Genomic DNA, 21703 nt, shown 5'->3' on the forward strand with positions numbered 1-21703 from the left:
AAAGAACTGGAGCGAGCAGAATGGCCGAGGACGCCAAAACCGGAAATCCCGTCTGGGAGACGATCAAGACCATCGTCTACGCGCTGTTGATTGCCGGCGTGTTCCGCACCCTCTTCTTTCAACCGTTCTGGATCCCCTCGGGCTCGATGAAGCAGACGCTGCTGATCGGCGATTTCCTCTTCGTCAACAAGATGGCCTATGGCTATTCCTACGCATCCTGCCCCAGCCTGATCATCCCCAGCGTCGGCCTGAACGTGGATGCCGAAGATATCTGTGGCTGGATGCAGGGCGAAGACAATACCCGTATCTGGGGCGGTGATCCCGAACGTGGCGATGTCATCGTCTTTCGCCATCCGGTCACCGGGCGTGATTATATCAAACGCCTGATTGGGTTGCCGGGCGACCGGATCCAGGTCCGCAATGGCCAGATCATCCTCAATGGCACTCCGGTTCCTCAGCAGCCCGACGGCGTGTTTACTGAAATTGCCGAACCGCAAGGCCCGCAGCGCCTGCGCCCCCGCTGTGAAAACGGCCCTGTTGGAATCGGTGGTACCTGTGAAAAGTCGCGCCTGATCGAAACCCTGCCCAACGGTGTGTCCTATGACGTGCTGAATATCGGCAACCAGGCATCGGACAATACCGGCATCTATACCGTGCCCGAGGGTCATTATTTCTTCATGGGTGACAACCGTGACAATTCCAGCGACAGCCGTCTGCCGCAATCTGCCGGTGGTGTCGGATACGTGCCTTACGAAAACCTGATCGGTCGTGCCGACCGGATCATGTTCTCGTCCGCGGGCCGTTCGATGCTGTTCTTCTGGACATGGCGCGGTGATCGGTTCTTCAAGGCGGTCAATTGAAGCTCTCGGCTGAAATAAAGGCGTTCCAGCGGCGATTGGGGTATGAGTTCAAAAACCCCGAACTGCTGGTGCGCGCGCTGACCCATGGCTCGGTGTCTTCGTCCACCCGCCCCGACAATCAGCGGCTGGAGTTTCTGGGAGACCGGGTGCTGGGCCTTGTTATGGCCACTGCGCTGCTTGAAGCTGACAAGAAGGCGTCCGAGGGTCAGTTGGCCCCACGGTTCAACGCACTGGTCCGCAAAGAAGCCTGCGCTGATGTGGCCCGCCAGATTGACCTGGGCGCGGTGTTGAAACTAGGCCGGTCCGAGATGCTGTCCGGTGGCCGTCGCAAGCAAGCGCTGCTGGGCGACGCGATGGAGGCCGTGATCGCTGCCATCTATCGGGATACGGGGTTTGAGGCCGCCCGCGATGTCATCCTCGCCCTCTGGGGGGACCGCATCCACAAGGTCGAGGCCGACGCCCGCGACGCCAAAACCGCGCTTCAGGAATGGGCGCAGGCGCGCGGCCAAAAACCACCCAGCTATGTCGAGGTCAAACGCAGCGGCCCCGACCACGCCCCCGTCTTCACCATCGCCGCCCGCCTTCAGGACGGAACCGAGGCACAAGCCACGGCAGGTTCCAAGCGCCAGGCCGAACAGGCGGCCGCCAAGGCCTTGCTGGAGCGGGTCGGCTGATCTCTGTCTAAGCTCGACCTGTCACAAACTTCAATCTAACTTGAAGACTATAGAAGCCACGACAGACGACCTGTATCTGGGTATCAGTCGTTTTGGCACCAGTCAGGCTACGGCAGGTCAAAGCACTCAGAAAACAACATAAAAAAGGCAATCTAATGCAACGTGCAAAACTCTCGCTCGTCAATATCGGCTTTCTGTTCATTGCCGGGTTTGTGGCAACCATGGCCTTCGATTTCTGGGGGCAGGTTGTCAGTCCCGGGATCGGCTGGGCCAACCTGTCACCCGAAGGTCTGGCGCAGAGTTTGCTGTCCAGTCTGGGCCTGCCCAGCAACGCTTTTCTGGGCTTCTTTGTGCATTTCTACATTGTCGGCCTGATTGCCTATCCTTTGGGTTGGTTCCTTATTTTCCAGCCAATCTGGGTCAAGGTTCTGGGTCCGGCCCACATCTTTGTAGCCTCGGCAATCTATGGTTTCGGTCTGTGGGTGTTTGCTATCGGAGGTGTCACGACCTTTGCCGGTCTGCCACCGTTCCTGAACTTTGTCGGCATCACATGGGTCGCGCTGATCGGACACGTTTTGTACGGTATCGTGTTTGTGGCCGTGCTGAACCCCATCCTGCGCCGTCACCCGTGATCTGACCCGTACTATCCGTCGGTCCGGTGTCGGGCCGACGGTTTTCATTGATCACTCCACGCGAATGAACCCGGTCAGCCCGGTTTTCTGATGTTCGATCACATGGCAATGAAACGCCCAGTCGCCGGGGTTGTCCGCCACCAGTGCGATATCCGCCACCTCATCCTTCAACAGCAGCATCGTGTCCGTCATCAGCGGTGGCAGGGTGCGCAGGTTGGATCGCAGCGGCACGAAGGCCAGCCCGTGCAGGTGGATCGGGTGCAGATTGGGCGATTCATTGCGCAATCGCAAAACATAGCTCTTGCCCCGTTGCAGCACGGCCAGCGGCCCGGTTTCCTGCGCCGCATCGCCCGGCCAGGGTGTGCGGTTGATCGACCAGAAACTATAGCCCAACGACCCGCAGAACCCGTCATTCGGGGCGCCGCCTTCCGGGGTCCAGCCGAACACGAATTCATGCAACTCGGCCTGATCAAGATCTGGGCGCGCGACAGGGTTTGCACGCAATGGGCGCAGCTCTCTCAGATCGCGCGCCGCTGATGTGCCGGTCGCCCGCAAGCGCGCCATGGCGCGATGTGGTTGACCGGGAAACTTGGCTATCAGGTCCGCCGACTGCCCTTCGCCCTCGGGCATCCGGACGGCAATATCCACCCGTTGACCGGGGCCCAGCAACAGCGGTTCGTCCGCCGTTGGCACCGGCAGATCGATCTCGACCGGATGCCCGTCCCAGGCGATGATCCGGGTCTCGGCCCCCTCAGGATGCAACCTATAGATGCGGGTCGTGTCCGTGTTGACCACCCGCAGCCGCACCAGACTACCCGCCGTGTGTTCATAGACCGCCTCGCTCTGCCAGTTGGCGGTCTGCACCGTGCCAAACGTGCCCGCCCGCGCCGCACCTCGCGCCGTATAGGCCGGCAGGAACGCGTCATTCTCGTCCAGACGGAAATCCCGCAGATTGACCACCTGATCGCTGTCGAACCCCGGCTCGTCCGGCTCGGCAATCACCATCACGCCGGTCAGCCCGCGGGCCATCTGGTCCATCGTCATGCAATGGGGATGATACCAATACGTGCCCGCATCCGGCGGCGTGAACTCATAGGCGAAACTTTCGCCCTCGCCGATGGGCATCTGGGTCAGGTAGGGCACCCCGTCCATCCCGTTTCGAATGCGCAGCCCGTGCCAGTGCATCGCGGTATAATCCGGCAAGGTGTTGCGAACGCTCAGCCGCATAAGCTCGCCCTGCCGCCCATACAGAATCGGCGGCGGCGCATCGGGCGACAGGCTGACCATCCCTGTGGTCAGCCCTTCGCGCAGCCGGTAACTGGCGGGTTGCAGCACCAGCTCCTGCGCCGCATTGCCTGCCGCCAGCGACCATCCGCCCAACCCAAACGCACCAGCGGCGGCACCGCTTCCAAGAAGAAACTCGCGACGTTTCATGACAACCTCACTGAAAGGATTTGCTGCCGGGCTGGAACTGGCTGGGCATCTAATCCTGTCCTGCCACTGCAAGCGCAGGGCTGCAATGCGACAAATCCCTCTGGCCCGCCGCCCCTTTCTGCTATAGGGGGGCGCAGTTGCAGACAGGATTGCCAGACACATGACCACACGCGCCGGATTTATCGCCCTGATCGGAGAGCCCAATGCGGGCAAATCCACCCTCCTGAACCGCATGGTCGGGGCCAAGGTGTCGATCGTGACGCATAAGGTGCAGACCACCCGCGCGCGTATCCGCGGCGTGGCGATGGAAGGCGACGCGCAACTGGTCTTCGTCGACACGCCGGGCCTGTTCAAACCCCGCCGCCGACTGGATCGCGCCATGGTCGCCGCCGCATGGGGCGGGGCCGCGGATGCCGACATCGTTGTGCTCATGGTCGAGGCGCATCGTGGCATTACTGAAGGCGTCGAGCGCATTCTAGAAGGTCTGGAAGAGATCGGGCAGGGCCGCACGATCGCGTTGGCCATCAACAAGATCGACAAGGTGCCGTCCGAGAAGCTGCTGGCGCTGACCAGTGACCTGAACGCGCGCTACCCGTTTGCCGAAACCTTCATGATCTCTGCTGAAAAGGGACACGGCGTCGAGGACTTGCGCAAGTGGCTGGCCTCTGAACTGCCTGAAGGCCCGTGGTTGTATCCCGAAGACCAGATCGCCGATCTGCCCCTGCGCATGATCGCCGCCGAAATGACGCGCGAGAAGCTGACCCTGCGTCTGCATCAGGAATTGCCCTATCAACTGACCGTCGAGACCGAAAACTGGGAAGAGCGCAAAGACGGCTCTGCCAAGATCGATCAGGTCATCTATGTCATGCGCGACGGCCACAAGGGCATCGTTCTGGGCAAGAAGGGCGAGACGATCAAGGCCGTCAGTCAGGCCGCACGGGCCGAGCTGGAAGAATTCCTCGACCGCAGGATTCACCTGTTCCTGCAAGTGAAGGTCCGGCCCAATTGGCTGGAAGAATCCGAGCGGTATTCGGAAATGGGGCTGGATTTCAAAGACGGAAACGCATGACGCGGCTGACGGCGGAATTCTGGGTTCACGCCTATCTGGCGCGGCTGCGATTTCAGGATATCCCGGCCTATGTGGTTGCCCATGGCGATGACACCGCAGGCGCAGTTCTGGTCAAGCTGAACACACTAAACGGGCAGGCCGTTGCCTTCCAACGCAGCTTTGATCTGATGAGTGGCGAACGGAAATGGGTCGAACTCTCGTCCGGCCTTGAAGGTGACGTGGACCAGGCCATTCAGCGCCAACGCAGCTTTGACCCCGACCTCTGGGTGATCGAGGTCGAAGACCGGCAGGGGCGGCACCTGCTGGGCGAAGAAGGGCTGGAGTGACCACGGTACAGACGGGTCTTTGACGCAGAGACCAAAATGACTATTTTACCCCGGCAATTACACTGGCAGGGCTGGCTTGCCCTGTGGACAGGCGCAACCAAGAGGTGCTTTCGTGGCTAAAACGCTTGCTGAGAAACTGGAAAAATCGGAACTCGGCCACTGGATGCAGCGTTTCGAAAGCTTCATGGTCTTTGTCGGGGTTGTTGGTCCTTTTGCCACGCTTCCGCAACTGATCAAGCTCTACTTCACCCATTCCGAACACGCTACTGGTCAGTCGCTTCTGTCCTGGTCGCTTTATGCCGGGCTGTCCTTCCTGTGGTTCGCATATGGTCTGGTGGTCGGCAAGTTGCCCATCTATGTGGGCAACGGTATCTCGATGGTGCTGAACCTGCTGATGGTCATAGGAATTCTGGTTCATGCGGGTGTGACGTTCTGAACTTCACGCTGGCTTGGGTCTTTCTTGTTCGCGGTCGCAGACGATGCTCGGGGCCATCAATCCGCGTCGCCAAAATAGACAAAGCTCATCTTGTTCCCATCGGGGTCGCGTGCGTAGGCACCAAAAAAGTTTGGGCCATATTGGGGGCGGTCCCCCGGATCACCTTCGTTTGTTCCGCCATTTGCAAGCGCGGCCGCGTGCGCCTCACGCACTTCCTCTGTGCTTTGGCACAGCAGGCCAACCATGTTTCCGTTGCCGATCGTCGCGTCTTTTTTGTCGAACGGTGTCGCGACCCATATGCATCCGCCGCCGCGCAGCTCATAACATACGGCATGCGGCATATACTCAGCGACGACCTTTCCGCCGATCCGGGGCATAACCGCGTCGTAATAGCTGCGTGCCTTGGCAACGTCGTTGGAACCGATCATGACGTAATTAAGAGACATTTTGGGAATCCCGTTTTAGAACATAGGTAGAACATTATGGCCTGAACGGGATTAAAGCAACGCATTCTTTTGCCCGCAGTTGGCGATACCCCGGACGACAGACGGGGTTTCCATCGACCAAGGGGCAGCAGGCGCGTTCTGCCGGGGCATATTGGTGATCTGAGGAATGGCGGCGGGTTCATGTTGAGGCACAACAGAATCCACCGTGGTCAGGTCTGGTCGCTATATCGGACCGGACCGTTGCAATGAAAAGCCGATGCTCTGCCCTTCAGTCTTTGCATGTCTTGGGATTACGCGCCATGTCCGCCGTTCCACCCGTCTTCGTACTCGCCCAACACCCTGGACAGGTGCAGCAGAGAGGCAGAAAAGCGTGCATAGACATCCCTCGACAACATCGGCTTGTTGTCATCCAGCACTTGCACAAGTTCGACGATGGCTGACGCAAATGTCTCATAGACCTGCATGTCTGCCGCCGTGGGGTCCGGTGTCCAGATTTCGCGTTCGTCGTAATATGTGGCGGGTTTCGGTTCGTCATCGATCATGCTGCGGCCCCTTTTGTTGAAGCGCAGTTGGGGGTCGTAAAAACACGCACAAGCCGGGTGGCGCGAAGTCACAAAACTATGGCAGCTTCGGAAAAGAACACGCGCTGAAAAGGGGTTGAAGCACTTCCGCTCTTGCGTGCCAACGTCGCTTGGGATTTTCTGCGAACCAACCAAACCAGCAACAGGGTCAGGTTTTGGACTGGCGCGATCACGGAATACTCCTGACATTACGCCGCCATGGTGAAACAGCGGCGATCATCGAGGTCTTTACCGAAGGCCACGGGCGCCACGCAGGTGTGGTGCGCGGCGGGACCAGCCGCAAGATCGCGCCGATCCTGCAACCTGGGGCGCAATTGGACGTGCTGTGGCGTGCGCGGCTGGAAGAACATATCGGCACCTTTCAGGTCGAACCCCTGCGGTCCCGTGCGGCAGCCGCTTTTTCAGGGCGGCTGGCCTTGTCCGGGCTGAACGCGGTCGTTTCGCTGTTGTCCTTTTGTCTGCCCGAACGGGAACCACACCCCGCGCTTTATTCCCGGACGGAACAGTTGATGGATCTGTTGGGGCAGGACGAGGTCTGGCCTCTGGCCTATCTGCGATGGGAGCTCGCGTTGCTTGACGAACTTGGCTTTGGCCTTGATCTGACAGCCTGCGCCGTGACCGGTGTGACCGAAGGATTGATCTATGTATCCCCCAAAACAGGCCGTTCCGTCAGCGCCAATGGCGCCGGGGAATGGGCTGACAAGCTGTTGCCTCTGCCGCCTTGTCTGCGAGGTGAGGGCACTGCGCCCGATGCCGAGGTCGCAGAGGCCCTGCGCACAACCGGATATTTCCTGGAGCACCGCGTTGCTCCGTCTTTGGGGCATAATCCGCTGCCCGAAGCGCGGGCTCGGTTCGTGGATCAGGTCACTCGGCGGCTGTGAACACCATCTCGTGCCCGTCCTCATTGCGCAGAATCAGAACATTGCCTGACACCTCGGATTGGGTCATGGCCATGAGGGCGGCAAAGTAGACCCCTTCCGCCTCGAGTCCCGCGCAGGCGGCGCGCGTCGCGTTGAGGTTCTGAACCTCAAACCAAGGGTAAGGCGCGTTGAGTGTTCCGTCATAGCTGTTGCACGGAGCGTTGCCGGCAATCCTGCCTTCTTCCGGAAACCGCAGCAGAGCGCTCGCCTCATAGGGCTGACCATCGATCTCCTGCAGCACCCAAATCTGGTCCGCCGCACCATAGGCGGCGACGGTTTCGTCCTTGTCGCATTGGAACAGTGCCAACAAGGGCAGGGTCAGGATCAGACGAGTCATGGCTGGGTCTTAGCGCATAGGGGATGTTGTTGGAACCGGATCAGTAAGGAAGAGACCCGTTCAGCAGTTGCGCACGCACTTCCTGCCGGGGTTTCCAGTTATAGCGCGTATCTTCACGCACCGGCGCCCAGAACAAGGCACCGCTGTTGCGCCATGGGTCGAGGATGATACCGTCATACATTGTGTCCCCCTTGGCGCTGATCGATGCCGAATGGTGGATGATGCGAAACGGGGTCGGCGGCGACGTGGCCCAGTTCAGGTCCAGCGTCTGGAAATTTTCCTGCCGCAAGCGTTTGGTCATCGCTTCGGCCCAGTCATTGCACAGGCCCTTTTCGCGGAACCCGTTGATGACCTTGGCGTTGTGGATGATAGCCGGGTCGGTGACATTCCAATCCCGTGCCAACTGCTGCGAGTAGGAATAGGCGATTGTGGCCGCCCTCTGAGCCTCGGCCGGATCGACATCCGACCCGAGCGCCTGGATCGACTGAGCCAGCGCATCAATATCGTTCCGGCTCACCGTCGGTTGAGACGTGGTGCAAGCCGCCAGAGCAAGAGCCGCAAGAACAGCACACATGGCAAGGAAAGATCGGGTCATGCGGTATCCCAAAAGTTAATTTCGACGTCTCGTGTTCGGCTGATGCTCTACCGGTGAAAGGGGCGGGATCAAAGGGGGAAGTTTTGAAACACGTGGGTCATTTGTGACCGTCACGCGGGCTACGAGGGGCGATGGTATGTTTTGTACAAAACACACTCTGCATGGTTCGGACCGCGTACAGATTGTACAAAACAGGAAAAAGACCCGGCGCAAGCGCCGGGCCAGTCGGGGAAACAGGGCTGCCGGAATGGGTCACCCGAGCAGACGTCGTGCGATGACCTGTGCCTGAATCTCGGCCGCCCCTTCGAAAATGTTAAGAATACGCGCGTCGCAGAGAACGCGGCTGATCTTGTATTCCAGTGCAAAGCCGTTTCCGCCGTGGATTTGCAGCCCGTTGTCCGCCGCAGCCCAGGCCACACGCGCGCCAAGCAGCTTGGCCATACCGGCCTCTAGATCACAGCGCTGGCCGTGGTCTTTTTCCCATGCGCTGAAATAGGTCAGCTGGCGCGCGATCATGATCTCGACCGCCATCATTGCCAGCTTGCCCGAGACACGCGGGAAGTTGATCAGCGATTTGCCGAATTGCTTGCGGTCGATGGCATATTGCATGGCGATATCCAGCGCGCTTTGCGCCACGCCGATGGCGCGCGCGGCGGTCTGGATACGGGCACTTTCAAAGGTTTCCATCAGCTGTTTGAAACCCTTGCCTTCTTCACCGCCCAGCAGGTTTTCACCCTTGACGTGAAAGCCGTCAAAGCCCAGCTCGTATTCCTTCATGCCGCGGTATCCCAGAACCTCGATCTCACCACCGGTCATGCCGGGGGTGGGGAAGGGATTGTCGTCCGTGCCGGGTGTCTTTTCCGCCAGGAACATGGACAGGCCGCGGTGATCGGTGCTGTCGGGATCGGTCCGCGCCAGCAACGTCATGACATGGGTCCGCGCGGCGTGGGTGATCCAGGTCTTGTTGCCGGTGATCCGGTAATCACCGTTCTCGTCCTTCACGGCACGGGTGCGCAGGCTGCCAAGATCCGAGCCGGTGTTGGGTTCAGTGAAGACAGCCGTCGGCAGAATTTCAGCGCTGGCCAGTTTTGGCAGCCAGTTGGCTTTTTGCTCGTCAGTACCGCCGGCAATGATCAACTCGGCCGCGATTTCCGAACGCGTGCCCAGCGAGCCGACGCCGATATAGCCACGCGACAGTTCTTCGGAAACGACGCACATGGATGCTTTGGACAGTCCGAAACCGCCAAACTCTTCCGGGATGGTCAGCCCGAAAACGCCCATTTCCGCCAGTTCTTCGATGATTTCCAGCGGGATCAGCTCATCCTTGAGGTGCCATTCATGGGCATACGGTTCGACCTTTTCCTGCGCATAGCGGCGGAACTGGTCGCGGATCATTTCCAGTTCTTCGTCCAGGCCCGACGCGCCGAACATTGTGGCGCCGGCCTGATCTTGCATCAGCTCGACCAAACGGCTGCGTGCGGCTTGTGAATTCGCCTGCGCCATCAAGGTCTGTACTTCGGACGACTGAAAGCCCGACAGCGCATCCCAGCCGAGACCCATATCCTGAAGGCGCACGACTTCGCCCTGGTTCATCGGGATGCCGCCTGCGACCTGATGCAGGTACTCGCCAAAGGCGATCTGGTGAAGCAACTGCTCGACCTCGCCGAACTTGCCTTCGGCCTGAAGTGCTTCGGCCCAGCGCTGCATCTGTTGCAGCGACTGGTTATACGTGGCCAGCCAGGCCAGGCCATGCGCGGCGGTCTGGTTTGCCTCGATCAGAGCGCCAGAGATACGGCCATCCGCCGAGACCATGTCGCGCACGGATTCACGGGCTTTTTCAAAAACAGCTTCTACCGCGGGTAGGGCAGCCCGGGTCAAATTCAGAAGATCGGGCAAAACTGCAGCAGTTGTCATCTCGGTCATATCCTGTCCGTCGTGGGCCATGAATCGCGTCCTTTCCTCGGTCGTCTGGTCATATCATGCTGCACGTGCAGCGCAACAAAAATACTTATTACGCTGCGAAAAAGTTCAAAAATTACCCCACCATTTTTGCAATGCAGAAGAAAACCCAGATGATATCTAGGGGGCATGACCCTGTTCTCCATTCTTTCCCCGCAGGAACTGTTGTTGGCCATGGCAATCGCGTTTGCCTCTGGGTGGGTCAAGGGCATGGTTGGTTTCGCGATGCCCATGATTTTGGTATCAGGGTTGAATTCATTTCTGCCGCCGGATCTGACCCTTGCGGGACTTATCCTGCCGACGCTGGTGACCAATGGGCTGCAGGCCCTTCGCGGTGGCCGTGTCGCCGCGTTTGCCTCGATTCGGCGCTTTCGGGTTTTCCTTGTTGTTGGCGGTCTTCTTCTGCTGCTGAGCGCACAGTTGGTCGCATTGATCCCGGGGTCTGTCTTTCTGGTTCTGATGGGCGGCTTTGTGTCAGTTTTTGCTCTGTTACAAGTTCTGGGGTTCAGAATGGCGCTGAACCAACCCTCGACCGCAGTCGAGGCTCTGGTAGGTGGCGTGGCGGGGTTTGTTGGCGGCATGTCAGGAGTTTGGGGGCCTCCGACAGTTGCCTATCTGACAGCGCTGAACACCCCCAAGACCGAACAGATTCGAATTCAGGGCGTAATCTACGGTTTGGGGGCGGTTTTGTTGCTGGTCGCACATCTTGGATCAGGCATTCTGTATGCAGAAACACTTGAGTTTTCGGCAGCCCTGATCGTTCCGGCCCTGGCCGGGATGTGGATCGGCATGAAGCTGCAGGACCGTATTGATCAGGCAAGCTTTCGCAAGGCGACCTTGTTGGTATTGCTGATCGCGGGCCTGAACCTGCTTCGACGCGGTTTGGTGGGGTAACACGTCAGCCCGAGCGCTTGTCGGCAAACCGGAAAGCAAAATACAGGCCCAGCATCAGAAAGAACAAACCCGAGATATCGCCGATCAGGAATGCGATATATTCCACCGTCGCGCTGCCAAAAGCCAGGTTGGTCAACCCGGAGACAAGGAAGGACGTTACGATTCCGATGCCCATCACACATATCCAACAGGGTTTGCGATCCGGACGGGGAAACAGATCCCACCCGATTGCCTTGAGAAGATAGAACACGATCGGGGCCGTCAGAACCGCAATCGCCATGGCCATCAGGCGGCTGGGCAGGAACACATCCGTTTGACCCAAATAGGCAAAAACGATGAACACGCCGGGCAACAATGCGAAAACGGCGCGCCACCCCAACAGCCACGCCGACAGAACCCGCACGCCATGCGGCAGAAACAACAGGCTCGCCCTGCTTGGGTATTCCGGGAAAAACACGTTCTGCAACGGCATGAGGACGGCGAATGTAAGGAACGACGCCAGCACATAGGCCAATGAGGCCAGAAGCGTTTCAGTAGCCCACCCGCGCAAAGTAATCACGGCCTCTTGCGCGGGTGGATCGCATCATTTGGGTGCATGAACGATATACCGTCCCCGGTTGGCGCTGCCGCTTTGAGAAAGATAGCCTTTTTCGACCAGCGACTTCAGTGCGCGAAAGAATGTTGGGCGCGAAACACTTTGAACCAACGTGTGCTCGATCAGGCCGAATGTGCGCACTTCCTGATCGGACTTGGAAAGCTCTTCGGCGGCATAGTAGATGTCGCGTTCAATCGGAGATAGTTTTTCCAGGCCTAAAGTGCGCTCCATGCTTTGCATCAATTTGCGCAGTTCGGTGAGTTTCGAGATCTCAGTCATAATGTTACCTATCGTTTGCCGTGTCATTTGCCGCCTAATTGCGACTGTTTGAGCCATGCTGAATGACGCGCAAGTCAGCAGGTCTCGTGTTGACACTCATCCCCATTTACTTAGACTAGGCGACTGATTAGGTTGCTCACTCCAGCGTTGTGAGTGTGCGCACATGAGCGACCCCCAATCTAATTTCAGTCAGTGCCCGGCGCAAAAGTGCCGGGTTTTTTCGTCTCAGCGATTATCAGGGCTAGCGCAAATTTCATTTTGAAACAACGCAATTGTATGTGCTTTTTGCGACAAACAACCTTAGGGAGAAGCACAGTGAGTGTAGTAAAAAAGGGGCGCTGTGGCCCCTTTTCCTGATTTATCCGATTGCGACGGCTTTGATGTCATCGTCAATGAAGGGCAGATATTGTTCAAAGTTCTCGGCAAACATCTGCACCAGTTTTTCGGCCTGTTTGTCAAAGGCTGCCTGATCGTCCCAGGTACGGCGCGGGTCCAGCAGAACTTCGGCAACCCCCGGGACAGAGACTGGAACGTCAAAGCCGAAATTGGCATCCTTGCGGAACTCGGCGTCGCGCAGGGACCCTTCCAGAGCGGCGGTCAGCAAGGCGCGTGTCGCGCGGATCGGCATCCGGCTGCCCACGCCATAGGCGCCGCCGGTCCAGCCGGTGTTCACAAGCCAGCAGGTCGCGCCGTGCTGGGCGATCTTGCCCCGCAGCAGGTTGCCGTATTCCTCAGGGCGACGGGGCATGAACGGCGCGCCGAAACAGGTCGAGAATGTCGGCTGCGGCTCGGTGATGCCGCGTTCGGTCCCGGCGACTTTTGACGTGAAACCCGACAGGAAGTGATACATGGCCTGTGCCGGCGTCAGCCGCGCGATCGGAGGCAGAACGCCAAACGCGTCGCAGGTCAGCATGATAATATTCTTCGGGTGACCACCCAGTGCGCTTTTGGATGCGTTCGAGATATATTCAAGCGGATAGGCGCAGCGCATGTTGGCGGTCAGCGAGTCATCGTCGAAATCCAGTTCCTTGGTTTCGGGGTCGAAGACCATGTTTTCGATCACGGTTCCGAACTTCGAAGTGGTGGCATAGATTTCCGGCTCTGCCTCGGCATTCAGGTTAATGGTCTTGGCATAGCAACCGCCTTCGAAGTTGAAGGTGCCGCGATCGGACCAGCCGTGCTCGTCATCCCCGATCAGTATGCGCGAAGGATCTGCGGACAAGGTGGTCTTTCCGGTGCCGGACAGGCCAAAGAACACGGCCGTATCGACCGGGTTGCCAACAGCATGGTTGGCCGAGCAGTGCATCGGCATCACGCCTTTTTCAGGAAGCATGTAGTTCAGCAGGGTGAAAACGGACTTCTTGTTTTCACCGGCATATTCAGTGCCGCCGATCAGGATCAGTTTGCGGTCGAAGTTCATCGCAATCACAGTCTCGCTGCGGCAGCCATGCTTTGCCGGGTCGGCCTGAAAGCTGGGGCAGTTGATGACAGTGAAATCGGCCGTGAACTCATCCAGATCTTCGCGGTCCGGGCGACGCAGAAGGTGGCGGATGAACAGGTTGTGCCACGCCAGCTCGGTAACCATTCGTACATTGATTGCGTAAGCCGGGTCCGCACCACCGACGAGGTCCTGCACGAAATAATCGCGGCCCTTCATGTGAGCCAGCATGTCTTCGTACAGCGCGTCAAAGCCCTCGGGGCTCATTTCGGCATTGTTTTCCCACCAGATGGTGTCGGCAACGGTGTCGGTCTTGACGACGTGTTTGTCCTTTGGCGACCGGCCGGTGAACTTGCCTGTGGTAACCAGGAACGCTCCACCATTGCCAAGTGTGCCTTCGCCGCGCTTCAGCGCCTCTTCGATCAGCGCCGGCTCCATGAAGTTGTAATAGACATTGCCCAGACCCTCGATGCCCTGATCTTCGAGGCGGAATTGCGGGTTAACCCGTCCAGATGTCATGTGTGTCTTCTCCTGTGGCGGCGCGAAGGTCGTTGGCCGTTGCGCCTTTGGGGCAGTGAGCCGGGAAAACCGGCGGCTGAGCGCGTCTTATCACGGTCGTTCATGGCATGAACAGGCGGGTTTGACGCAGTTAGCGCAACCAAGTCCGGGTTTAGCGCCATCAGAAATTCAATGTCGGAAAAGCGGGCAGATTTTTGCGGGCATAAAGGCAAATTTGCCGCAGACCTGCCGCAACAAAGGCATGATTCGCAGTTACGGATTGATTCGGCGTCTTAAAACCGCCAACAATGCCTTACAAATAAGCGAATTATTGCGCGAGTGAGCAGGAATAGGGGTGAGCCCGATGTCAAAGATTGCACTTGTGGATGACGATAGAAACATTCTGACGTCTGTATCCATGACCCTCGAAGCCGAAGGTTTCGAGGTTGAAACATATAATGATGGCCAGGCCGCGTTGGATGCGTTCAACAAGAAACTGCCGGACATGGCTGTTCTGGATATTAAGATGCCGCGGATGGACGGCATGGATCTGTTGCAACGGCTGCGTCAGAAGACGCAGATGCCGGTGATCTTTCTGACCTCGAAAGACGATGAGATCGACGAGGTTTTGGGCCTGCGCATGGGCGCGGATGACTATGTAAAGAAACCTTTTTCGCAGCGTCTGCTGGTCGAACGCATTCGGGCCTTGCTGCGCCGGCAAGAGGCGACAAGCGGCGATGCGGTCGCATCCAACAGCAATGACACCAAAGTCATGGAGCGCGGCGACTTGCGGATGGACCCGCTGCGCCATGCGGTCAGCTGGAAAGGTAATGATGTGTCCCTGACCGTGACCGAGTTCCTGCTGCTTCAGGCGCTGGCCCAACGTCCGGGATTCGTCAAAAGCCGCGACCAGCTGATGGATGTCGCCTATGATGATCAGGTCTATGTGGATGACCGGACGATCGACAGCCACATAAAGCGTCTGCGGAAAAAGATGCGCGCGGCTGATCCCGAGTTCTCGGCGATCGAAACCTTGTATGGTATCGGTTACCGGTACAACGAAGAATAGGCGCCGCCGCCTGCAAGAGGTAATGGGGTCTCGTGCGCGACACCGAACAAGCCAGCGAACTGCGCGACGGTGACGTCGTTCTTGGGGATGACTGGGTCATTCCCCAGGACCCCGAGTCAGCGGAGCTAAGGGAAAAGCGATCGCGGAGAAACCTGTTTTCGCTGCGTGGTTCTCCTCTGGCGCGCAAAATCATCACGTTCAATCTGATCGCTCTGGTGATCCTGGTCACTGGGTTGTTGTATCTGGACGACTCGCGAAAAGAAAAGGTTCAGCAGACCGCCCGCAATCTGCTGGGCGATGCGCAACTTGTCAGCAACGTTTTTGAAACCCAGTTGCGTCAGGGCGCACAGCAATCCGGGCAGAATGCCGGGAACCTGGACGTCAAGGATACCCTGTCTGGCCTCACCTTACCCGAAGGGGGCGAGGTTTTTGTTTATGACGCCAGTGGCACGCTGATCGGCTGGACACGTGGTGCCCCGCAAGCCTCTGACATGCCGGTTCTTCTGCAATCCGAGGCCGAGATGCAGACCGGCAGTACGGTGATCAGCGACACGCTGAATGCCGTTTGGACGGGTTTGTCAAACCTGCTGAACTGGTCGACTGACACCGAGGCACCGACGTTGGCGCAGCGTGTTCAGACCATTATTCCACAAGCGATTGCCGGTCAAAGCCAGGTGCAGGCGGTACAAGATGGCGCGGGTGAGACGGTCATCGTGGCTGCGGCACCAGTTCTTTATCAGGATGTACCCGCCGGCGCGGTGGCGATTACCGGCCCGGCTGGTGAAATCGACGCGCTTGCCCGCCGCGAGCAGGAGCGCATTCTTCAGATGTTTGTCGTGGCCCTGCTGGTTTCCGTGGGCCTCAGCCTTGTCCTGGCCTCGACCATTGCGAACCCGCTGGCCGATCTGGCATCCGCGGCAGAGATGGGCAAAGACCGGGGCACGGGTGTCAATCCCGGGCGCATCCGCATTCCCGACCTCAGCGCCCGTCCTGATGAAATCGGACGTCTCAGCCGCGCTTTGCGGGGTATGGTGACCGCGCTCTACAACCGGATCGACGCAAACGAACAGTTTGCCGCCGATGTCGCCCATGAAATCAAAAACCCGCTGGCCAGCCTGCAATCCGCCGTGGGAACGCTGCGGATGGTCAAGCGCGAGGATCAGCGCGACAAGCTGCTGGACGTGATCGAGCATGACGTACGGCGTCTGGACCGGCTGGTCAGCGACATATCAAATGCGTCGCGTCTGGATGCGGAACTGGTCAAGGAAGAAGAGCAGCCCTTTGACCTGCTTAAGCTGCTGGGCAATCTCGGCCAGTATCTGGGTGAAGATGCACGCTCCAAGGGCATCGATTACATTACGGATCTGCCCTCTGAGCCAATTGTGATCAACGGGCTGGAAGCGCGTCTTGCGCAGGTCTTTGTCAATCTGATCACCAACGCCATTTCGTTCTGCGAGGAAAATGACGCAATTCGCGTTTGGGTCCGGCAGCGGGACAACCGCGTGCTGGTGGTTGTCGAAGACACTGGCCCGGGGATTCCCGAACAGGCGCTTACCAAAGTGTTCAAGCGTTTCTACTCGCAGCGTCCGGCGGAACATTTCGGCAATAACTCGGGTCTCGGCTTGGCGATCTCCAAGCAGATTGTCGAAGCGCATGGCGGGGTGATCTGGGCTGAGAACATCCGCCCGACAGAGGCCGATATCACATCGGATCCGCTGGGTGCCCGCTTTGTCGTGGGGTTGCCCGTCTAAATCCATGCATATTGATTCGTTGTCACTCGCGAAAGATCAGGACAGCGCCTGTGTTCATGCCTCCTGCGTTTCGGTTGCCGGACGCGGGCTTTTGATCATCGGTGCGTCCGGCACAGGGAAGTCCGGGCTGGCGTTGCAAATGATGGCGTTCGGCGCGAAACTGGTCGCCGATGACCGAGTCAATCTAGAGATGCAGCAGAATCGGGTGATCGCTTCGGCCGTATCGCAGATCCGCGGTTTGATCGAGGCGCGCCAAATTGGCCTGATCAAAGCCGAACCTAGCGGTCCGGTTCCGCTGGATTACGTGGTGGATCTGGATCAGCCTGAGCCCGAGCGTCTGCCCGACCCTTTGACGGTTTCCGTGCTGAGGCAAACTGTTCCCTTGCTTAGGGGCGCGGGCGTGCCCAACTTGGCTGTAGCGATGATGCAGCTTCTAGGAAATGGGCACGTAAACCCGGAATGGCCGAACACATGACATCGCAAAGACGGATCGTACTTGTCACGGGGCCCTCTGGGGCAGGCAGATCCACAGCCATTCATGTGCTGGAAGATCTGGGCTTTGAAGCCATCGACAATCTGCCGATGGGTCTTTTGTCGCGCTTGCTCGACAGTGCTGACAGCGACCGTCCGATGGCTTTGGGTATAGATGCCCGCAACCGTGATTTTTCGACGATCGGTTTCATAGAATTGGCTGAAAAGCTGGGCCGTTTGGCGCAGGTCGATCTGACGGTTCTGTACCTGGATTGCAGTGATGATGTTCTGGTGCGTAGGTTTTCAGAAACCCGAAGGCGGCATCCCGTCGCCAAGAATGCCAGCCCGGAAACCGGCGTTCAGCGCGAAAAAGAGCTGCTGGCGCCGATACGTGAGATTGCGGATACACTGATCGACACCAGCCTTCTGAACGTGCATCAGCTGCGGGAAGAGGTCGAGAACTGGTTCGCCCCGCAAGGCGGGCGGCATCTGGCGGTTTCCATCGAATCCTTTTCTTACAAACGCGGTCTGCCGCGTGGATTGGACATGGTGTTCGATTGCAGATTTCTGGCGAATCCGTACTGGCGCCCGGAATTTCGCGCAGCAGATGGTCGAAACCTTGACGTTGCGCACTATGTGCAGTCAGACGCTAACTACTTACCGTTTTTTGAACGTGTGCTGGACTTGCTGACCCTGTTGCTGCCGGCTTTTCGGGCCGAGGGCAAAGCGCATCTTTCCGTGGCGTTTGGGTGCACAGGGGGCCAGCACAGATCAGTTGCCCTGGCAGAGGCCGTTGCAAAGGCCCTTGCGGAAGACGGGCAGCAGGTGGCAATTAGGCATCGCGAGATGGAACGTCGGTCGTTGAATGTGAGGTCGGATTGATCGGAATTGTGATCGTTGCACATGGTGGGTTGGCTCAGGAATACCTGGCCGCCACACAACACGTGGTCGGACCACAGGCCAGCCTCGTGGCGGTCGCGATCGAGGCTGACCATGATCGGGACGAAAAACAGGCCGAAATCTGCCGTGCCGCGGACGAAGTGGACACCGGAGATGGTGTCGTTGTTGTCACCGACCTCTTTGGCGGAAGCCCCTCGAATCTCAGCCTGCGTGCCTGCGCGCCTCAGGATCGGCGTATTCTGTATGGGGCAAACCTGCCGATGCTGATCAAATTGGCCAAAAGTCGCCACTTGCCCATTGGTGATGCCGTCCGTCAGGCAATGGAGGCTGGACGGAAGTACATCAATGCGCAGAATGTGACATTGGATTAAAAACGGATTATTGAATATGACGAGCCGAAGCCTGAAAATTATCAATGAAAAGGGCCTGCATGCACGCGCCTCGGCAAAGCTGGTTGAGGTTGTCGAGGGGTTTGATGCACATGCCGAGGTGTCAAAAGACGGACTTTCTGCATCGGGCGACAGCATCATGGGCCTTTTGATGTTGGCAGCATCGCGCGGAACAACTATTGACGTCGAGACGTCCGGGCCGGATGCTGAGGCATTGGCAGAAGCTCTGGAAACGCTTGTGAACGACAAGTTCGGAGAGGGGTTCTAAGCCACCCCGCCGGGACAGGAAGAACGGGAAGACCAGGAATTGGCGGAAACGACGCACGAGACCAAGACAAACCCGGTGGTGGATGGGACCACAGATCAGGGTGAGATCTACGACCGTAGAACGCTGACCTATGCGAATTCATTCGACGATGCCTGGACAGCGACCGCCATTCGGGCAATCGAGTGGTGCACAGGCAAGCTGACCATTTTGCGCATGGTCAACAAGTTCGAAAAAAAGAACGAATACTATCGCGGCCAGCGGTTCTGGGGCGGTGCCCTCAAGACTATGGGAATCGACCTGACCACACCGCAGGAACAGATTGACCGCATTCCCAAGACCGGCCCGGTTGTTGTTGTCGCGAACCACCCGCACGGTATGGTCGATGGCATGATTTTGGCAGAACTGATCGGCCGGGTACGCAGCGATTACCGCATCCTGACCCGTTCGGTCCTGACAGGGCTGGACGAAGCGGCCACGTCATTCATGATTCCGGTTCCGTTCCCACATGACCCCGAGGCGCAGGCCAAGATGCTGGAAATGCGCGGCAAAGCCATGGAACATCTTAAAAACGGCGGCGTTGTGGCGCTGTTCCCATCCGGTGTTGTGATGTCCTCGGATGATTGGTTCGGGCCTGCGATCGAGCGGGAATGGAACGTGTTCACCGCCAAGATGATCCGCCGTTCAGGCGCGCGTGTGGTGCCGATTTTCTTTCCGGGCAGCAATTCGCGCTGGTATCAGATCGCCAACCGTGTCTCTGCAATTCTCCGGCAGGGATTGTTGCTGCACGAGATCGTCCGATCCTGCAACAAACCTCAGTCGCCGGTGATCGGCGAACCGATTTCAGACCGCGACATGGAACTGCTGGAACGCGACCCGCGCGGTTTTATGGCCTGGCTCAGACATCACACCATGTCTCTGGGCAAGTCGGAACAGACCTGACCCGCGTCTTCATCTGGCCAAAAATATCCCGGGGGTGAGCCCGGACAAAGTCCGGGCGAGGGGGTTGGCCCCCTTCAGCGTGTCGGTACCGGAACTTCACCACGGTAATCATAAAAGCCGCGCTCGGTCTTGCGCCCCAGCCACCCGGCCTCGACATATTTCGTCAGCAGGGGGCAGGGGCGGTATTTGGTATCGGCCAACCCGTCATGCAACACGTTCATGATCGCCAGACAGGTATCCAACCCGATGAAGTCCGCCAATTCCAGCGGGCCCATGGGATGATTCGCCCCAAGTTTCATGGACTGGTCGATGGATTGAACGTTCCCCACACCTTCATAGAGTGTGTAGACAGCCTCGTTGATCATGGGCATCAGGATCCGGTTCACGATAAAGGCCGGAAAGTCCTCGGCGCTGGCCGCCGTTTTGCCCAACCGATCCACCACCGCTTTGCAGGCCTTGAAAGTTTCTTCATCCGTGGCGATGCCGCGGATCAATTCCACCAGCTGCATAACAGGGACAGGGTTCATGAAATGAAAACCCATGAACCGTTCGGGCCGATCCGTGCGGCTTGCCAGGCGGGTGATGGAAATCGAGGATGTATTTGACGTCAGAATCGTATGCGGCAGCAGGTGAGGTTGCAGGTCCTCGAAAATCGCCTGCTTGATCGTTTCCCGCTCGGTTGCTGCCTCGATAACCAGATCGGTTTGGCCCAGTTTCGGCAACTCAAGCGTGGTCGTAATCCGTTTCAGTGCAGCCTTCATCGCCTCTTCGGTGATTTTGCCACGCGACGCCTGCCGCGCCAGGTTACCTTCGATTGTGGCAATGGCGTTGTCCAGAGCATCCTGGCTGACATCGTTCAGCAAGACGTCGTATCCCGCCAACGCCATAACATGGGCAATGCCGTTGCCCATTTGCCCCGCGCCAATCACCCCGACCGATTTAACTTCCATGTTCAGCTGCCTTTGCCCTGTAGGATACCGCGACAGTATCGGCAGACCGGGGCAGGCGGCAAGAGGATCAAGGCGGTCAATTTCGCTTCAAATGCGCGCATTAGGAAAATCTCAATATCTAAGGCCGCAAGATGGCACCGGGTGAGAAAACGGGGGCTTGATATGAGCTTTCATCAGACAAACAGCGGCGGGGAGTCCGCCTGCCAATATGCCAACTCGAAACTTTGGTTCCGGGGTCCACCCGGCACGTTGAACCAGCCCTATGTGGCCTGTCTGGGAGGAGAGGAAACTTTCGGCAGATTCGTCGATTACCCGTTTCCTGCCGTGCTTGAGAAGCGATTGGGAAAGCCATGCGTAAACTTCGGCAGCCTGTTTTGCGGAATCGAAGCGTTGTCCACTGATCCGGGGGTGCTGAATCTGGTCAATCAGTCAGACCTGTGCGTGTTGCAGGTGCCCGATCTTCTGCGTCAATCGAACCGGTTTTACCGCGTGCACCCGCGTCGCAACGATCGGTTCCTTGAACCCACCGCAGACTTGCTGGGGCTGTACCCGGATGTTGACTTCACGGAAATCCATTTTGTGCGCCATTTGTTGGAGCAGCTGAGCGCAACAGAAGACGCACGATTTGAAGTCGTAACGCAGGAGCTGCGAGAGGTCTGGATACGCGCCACCGGGGACTTGATAGAACGGATCGAACCCGGCGTGGTTCTGCTTTGGCTGCATGTGCAGCGGCAAACCGGATCGCATGTCGACCATATCGTGCCCGACGCCGCCATGATCGAACAGCTACGCCCGCTATGCGCAGATGTCGTCGAGGTTTCGGTCGCTGTATCCGCGCGATCGGATGCTCTCGAAGACGTAATGTTCGGAACGCTTCAGCAGCCAATTGCGGAACATATGATCGGCCCGTCCGCGCATCGAGAAATTTCCGAACACCTGCTAATCGCCTTGCGGAACCTGAACTGAAAAAGGCCCGCCTGTTGGCGGGCCTTT

26 protein-coding genes are annotated in these 21703 nt (G+C 58.2%); 16 read left to right on the forward strand and 10 right to left on the reverse strand.

Annotated features, from left to right (window positions below):
* Nucleotides 1-20 precede the first annotated feature (20 nt).
* The 3 genes from lepB (at nucleotide 21) to GS605_RS17880 (ending at nucleotide 2166) form a co-directional block, all read left to right on the forward strand.
* On the forward strand, nucleotides 21-860 hold the full coding sequence (lepB, locus tag GS605_RS17870) for a signal peptidase I (RefSeq protein ID WP_171229134.1): 840 nt from the start codon (nucleotides 21-23) through the stop codon (nucleotides 858-860).
* Complete coding sequence (gene rnc, locus GS605_RS17875) at nucleotides 857-1534, forward strand: ribonuclease III (RefSeq protein WP_171637563.1); 678 nt, start codon at nucleotides 857-859, stop codon at nucleotides 1532-1534. The genes lepB and rnc overlap by 4 nt, the downstream gene beginning before the upstream one ends.
* 155 nt (nucleotides 1535-1689) lie before the next feature.
* On the forward strand, nucleotides 1690-2166 hold the full coding sequence (locus GS605_RS17880) for a hypothetical protein (protein WP_171637561.1): 477 nt from the start codon (nucleotides 1690-1692) through the stop codon (nucleotides 2164-2166).
* 51 nt (nucleotides 2167-2217) lie between these two features.
* Here GS605_RS17880 and GS605_RS17885 read toward each other — a convergent pair whose 3' ends face one another.
* Nucleotides 2218-3600, reverse strand: coding sequence for a multicopper oxidase family protein (locus GS605_RS17885; protein WP_171724855.1), 1383 nt, complete (start codon nucleotides 3598-3600; stop codon nucleotides 2218-2220).
* 160 nt (nucleotides 3601-3760) lie between these two features.
* Between GS605_RS17885 and era the strand changes: the two genes are divergently transcribed.
* From era to GS605_RS17900, 3 genes are all read left to right on the forward strand, one after another.
* Entirely contained in the window at nucleotides 3761-4669 is a 909-nt protein-coding gene (gene era / locus GS605_RS17890) for a GTPase Era (RefSeq protein ID WP_171169156.1), read from the forward strand.
* Entirely contained in the window at nucleotides 4666-4995 is a 330-nt protein-coding gene (locus GS605_RS17895; protein WP_171724856.1) for a DUF1491 family protein, read from the forward strand. The genes era and GS605_RS17895 overlap by 4 nt, the downstream gene beginning before the upstream one ends.
* Before the next feature lie 112 nt (nucleotides 4996-5107).
* Nucleotides 5108-5431, forward strand: coding sequence for a SemiSWEET transporter (locus GS605_RS17900; RefSeq protein ID WP_171637557.1), 324 nt, complete (start codon nucleotides 5108-5110; stop codon nucleotides 5429-5431).
* Between the two features lie 56 nt (nucleotides 5432-5487).
* Here the strand turns inward: GS605_RS17900 and GS605_RS17905 are convergent, their stop codons facing one another.
* Together GS605_RS17905 and GS605_RS17910 are read right to left on the reverse strand one after the other, a co-directional pair.
* Nucleotides 5488-5877 carry a VOC family protein gene (locus tag GS605_RS17905; protein WP_171637555.1) on the reverse strand — a complete coding sequence of 130 codons (390 nt, stop codon included), beginning with the start codon at nucleotides 5875-5877 and terminating at the stop codon, nucleotides 5488-5490.
* Nucleotides 5878-6167: 290 nt separating this feature from the next.
* The gene (locus GS605_RS17910) at nucleotides 6168-6419 is read right to left on the reverse strand and encodes a hypothetical protein (protein ID WP_171724857.1); all 252 of its coding nucleotides are present in this window, start codon (nucleotides 6417-6419) and stop codon (nucleotides 6168-6170) included.
* Between the two features lie 194 nt (nucleotides 6420-6613).
* On the opposite strand from GS605_RS17910, the gene recO reads away from it, so the two are divergent.
* The gene (recO, locus tag GS605_RS17915; protein WP_171169330.1) at nucleotides 6614-7339 is read left to right on the forward strand and encodes a DNA repair protein RecO; all 726 of its coding nucleotides are present in this window, start codon (nucleotides 6614-6616) and stop codon (nucleotides 7337-7339) included.
* Here recO and GS605_RS17920 read toward each other — a convergent pair.
* From GS605_RS17920 to GS605_RS17930, 3 genes are all read right to left on the reverse strand, one after another.
* Nucleotides 7323-7715 (reverse strand): META domain-containing protein, encoded by a 393-nt coding sequence (locus GS605_RS17920; protein ID WP_171637551.1) that lies wholly within the window; start codon nucleotides 7713-7715, stop codon nucleotides 7323-7325. The genes recO and GS605_RS17920 overlap by 17 nt on opposite strands.
* A gap of 40 nt (nucleotides 7716-7755) precedes the next feature.
* A complete protein-coding gene (locus tag GS605_RS17925) occupies nucleotides 7756-8310 on the reverse strand; it encodes a hypothetical protein (protein WP_171637548.1) in 555 nt (184 codons plus the stop codon).
* A gap of 252 nt (nucleotides 8311-8562) precedes the next feature.
* Entirely contained in the window at nucleotides 8563-10254 is a 1692-nt protein-coding gene (locus GS605_RS17930) for an acyl-CoA dehydrogenase family protein (RefSeq protein WP_171724858.1), read from the reverse strand.
* Nucleotides 10255-10398: 144 nt separating this feature from the next.
* Here GS605_RS17930 and GS605_RS17935 point away from each other — a divergent pair, with 144 nt between their 5' ends.
* Nucleotides 10399-11163: a sulfite exporter TauE/SafE family protein gene (locus GS605_RS17935; protein WP_171724859.1), complete on the forward strand. Its 765-nt coding sequence runs from the start codon at nucleotides 10399-10401 to the stop codon at nucleotides 11161-11163.
* 4 nt (nucleotides 11164-11167) lie between these two features.
* On the opposite strand, the gene GS605_RS17940 is transcribed toward GS605_RS17935, so the two are convergent.
* From GS605_RS17940 to GS605_RS17950, 3 genes are all read right to left on the reverse strand, one after another.
* Nucleotides 11168-11722 carry a hypothetical protein gene (locus GS605_RS17940; protein ID WP_348539545.1) on the reverse strand — a complete coding sequence of 185 codons (555 nt, stop codon included), beginning with the start codon at nucleotides 11720-11722 and terminating at the stop codon, nucleotides 11168-11170.
* Nucleotides 11723-11746: 24 nt separating this feature from the next.
* Nucleotides 11747-12037 (reverse strand): hypothetical protein, encoded by a 291-nt coding sequence (locus GS605_RS17945; protein WP_171724860.1) that lies wholly within the window; start codon nucleotides 12035-12037, stop codon nucleotides 11747-11749.
* 358 nt (nucleotides 12038-12395) lie between these two features.
* Nucleotides 12396-13994 carry a phosphoenolpyruvate carboxykinase gene (locus tag GS605_RS17950; protein WP_171724861.1) on the reverse strand — a complete coding sequence of 533 codons (1599 nt, stop codon included), beginning with the start codon at nucleotides 13992-13994 and terminating at the stop codon, nucleotides 12396-12398.
* A gap of 343 nt (nucleotides 13995-14337) precedes the next feature.
* On the opposite strand from GS605_RS17950, the gene GS605_RS17955 reads away from it, so the two are divergent.
* Genes GS605_RS17955 through GS605_RS17985 form a run of 7 tightly spaced genes read left to right on the forward strand, consistent with a single transcriptional unit; the run spans nucleotide 14338 to nucleotide 19760 of the window.
* On the forward strand, nucleotides 14338-15042 hold the full coding sequence (locus GS605_RS17955) for a response regulator transcription factor (protein ID WP_171169148.1): 705 nt from the start codon (nucleotides 14338-14340) through the stop codon (nucleotides 15040-15042).
* A 32-nt stretch (nucleotides 15043-15074) separates the two neighbouring features.
* Nucleotides 15075-16793: a sensor histidine kinase gene (locus GS605_RS17960; protein ID WP_171724862.1), complete on the forward strand. Its 1719-nt coding sequence runs from the start codon at nucleotides 15075-15077 to the stop codon at nucleotides 16791-16793.
* 4 nt (nucleotides 16794-16797) lie between these two features.
* Nucleotides 16798-17268, forward strand: coding sequence for an HPr kinase/phosphorylase (locus GS605_RS17965; RefSeq protein ID WP_171724863.1), 471 nt, complete (start codon nucleotides 16798-16800; stop codon nucleotides 17266-17268).
* A complete protein-coding gene (rapZ, locus tag GS605_RS17970; RefSeq protein ID WP_171637535.1) occupies nucleotides 17265-18146 on the forward strand; it encodes an RNase adapter RapZ in 882 nt (293 codons plus the stop codon). Before GS605_RS17965 ends, rapZ begins: the two co-directional genes overlap by 4 nt.
* Nucleotides 18143-18535 carry a PTS sugar transporter subunit IIA gene (locus GS605_RS17975; RefSeq protein ID WP_152457103.1) on the forward strand — a complete coding sequence of 131 codons (393 nt, stop codon included), beginning with the start codon at nucleotides 18143-18145 and terminating at the stop codon, nucleotides 18533-18535. The genes rapZ and GS605_RS17975 overlap by 4 nt, the downstream gene beginning before the upstream one ends.
* A 16-nt stretch (nucleotides 18536-18551) precedes the next feature.
* Nucleotides 18552-18821 (forward strand): HPr family phosphocarrier protein, encoded by a 270-nt coding sequence (locus GS605_RS17980; RefSeq protein ID WP_152457104.1) that lies wholly within the window; start codon nucleotides 18552-18554, stop codon nucleotides 18819-18821.
* Between the two features lie 39 nt (nucleotides 18822-18860).
* Complete coding sequence (locus GS605_RS17985) at nucleotides 18861-19760, forward strand: lysophospholipid acyltransferase family protein (RefSeq protein ID WP_171724864.1); 900 nt, start codon at nucleotides 18861-18863, stop codon at nucleotides 19758-19760.
* A 74-nt stretch (nucleotides 19761-19834) separates the two neighbouring features.
* Here the strand turns inward: GS605_RS17985 and GS605_RS17990 are convergent, their stop codons facing one another.
* Entirely contained in the window at nucleotides 19835-20710 is an 876-nt protein-coding gene (locus GS605_RS17990) for a 3-hydroxybutyryl-CoA dehydrogenase (protein ID WP_171637532.1), read from the reverse strand.
* 162 nt (nucleotides 20711-20872) lie between these two features.
* Here GS605_RS17990 and GS605_RS17995 point away from each other — a divergent pair, with 162 nt between their 5' ends.
* Nucleotides 20873-21676 (forward strand): DUF6473 family protein, encoded by an 804-nt coding sequence (locus tag GS605_RS17995; protein WP_253283343.1) that lies wholly within the window; start codon nucleotides 20873-20875, stop codon nucleotides 21674-21676.
* Nucleotides 21677-21703: the final 27 nt, after the last annotated feature.

It is taken from the genome of Ruegeria sp. HKCCD7559, from assembly GCF_013110575.1.
Classification (GTDB): domain Bacteria; phylum Pseudomonadota; class Alphaproteobacteria; order Rhodobacterales; family Rhodobacteraceae; genus Ruegeria.

Excerpts from the sequence above, each read along its gene's own strand:
- GS605_RS17980 (WP_152457104.1), top strand. The coding sequence starts at position 18,552 with ATGACGAGCCGAAGCCTGAAAATTATCAATGAAAAGGGCCTGCATGCA.
- GS605_RS17965 (WP_171724863.1), top strand. The coding sequence starts at position 16,798 with ATGCATATTGATTCGTTGTCACTCGCGAAAGATCAGGACAGCGCCTGT.
- GS605_RS17910 (WP_171724857.1), bottom strand. The coding sequence starts at position 6,419 with ATGATCGATGACGAACCGAAACCCGCCACATATTACGACGAACGCGAA.
- GS605_RS17935 (WP_171724859.1), top strand. The coding sequence starts at position 10,399 with ATGACCCTGTTCTCCATTCTTTCCCCGCAGGAACTGTTGTTGGCCATG.
- GS605_RS17990 (WP_171637532.1), bottom strand. The coding sequence starts at position 20,710 with ATGGAAGTTAAATCGGTCGGGGTGATTGGCGCGGGGCAAATGGGCAAC.
- GS605_RS17905 (WP_171637555.1), bottom strand. The coding sequence starts at position 5,877 with ATGTCTCTTAATTACGTCATGATCGGTTCCAACGACGTTGCCAAGGCA.
- era (WP_171169156.1), top strand. The coding sequence starts at position 3,761 with ATGACCACACGCGCCGGATTTATCGCCCTGATCGGAGAGCCCAATGCG.
- GS605_RS17880 (WP_171637561.1), top strand. The coding sequence starts at position 1,690 with ATGCAACGTGCAAAACTCTCGCTCGTCAATATCGGCTTTCTGTTCATT.
- GS605_RS17920 (WP_171637551.1), bottom strand. The coding sequence starts at position 7,715 with ATGACTCGTCTGATCCTGACCCTGCCCTTGTTGGCACTGTTCCAATGC.
- GS605_RS17885 (WP_171724855.1), bottom strand. The coding sequence starts at position 3,600 with ATGAAACGTCGCGAGTTTCTTCTTGGAAGCGGTGCCGCCGCTGGTGCG.
- GS605_RS17955 (WP_171169148.1), top strand. The coding sequence starts at position 14,338 with ATGTCAAAGATTGCACTTGTGGATGACGATAGAAACATTCTGACGTCT.
- GS605_RS17895 (WP_171724856.1), top strand. The coding sequence starts at position 4,666 with ATGACGCGGCTGACGGCGGAATTCTGGGTTCACGCCTATCTGGCGCGG.
- GS605_RS17930 (WP_171724858.1), bottom strand. The coding sequence starts at position 10,254 with ATGGCCCACGACGGACAGGATATGACCGAGATGACAACTGCTGCAGTT.
- GS605_RS17945 (WP_171724860.1), bottom strand. The coding sequence starts at position 12,037 with ATGACTGAGATCTCGAAACTCACCGAACTGCGCAAATTGATGCAAAGC.
- GS605_RS17950 (WP_171724861.1), bottom strand. The coding sequence starts at position 13,994 with ATGACATCTGGACGGGTTAACCCGCAATTCCGCCTCGAAGATCAGGGC.
- lepB (WP_171229134.1), top strand. The coding sequence starts at position 21 with ATGGCCGAGGACGCCAAAACCGGAAATCCCGTCTGGGAGACGATCAAG.
- rapZ (WP_171637535.1), top strand. The coding sequence starts at position 17,265 with ATGACATCGCAAAGACGGATCGTACTTGTCACGGGGCCCTCTGGGGCA.
- GS605_RS17995 (WP_253283343.1), top strand. The coding sequence starts at position 20,873 with ATGAGCTTTCATCAGACAAACAGCGGCGGGGAGTCCGCCTGCCAATAT.
- GS605_RS17925 (WP_171637548.1), bottom strand. The coding sequence starts at position 8,310 with ATGACCCGATCTTTCCTTGCCATGTGTGCTGTTCTTGCGGCTCTTGCT.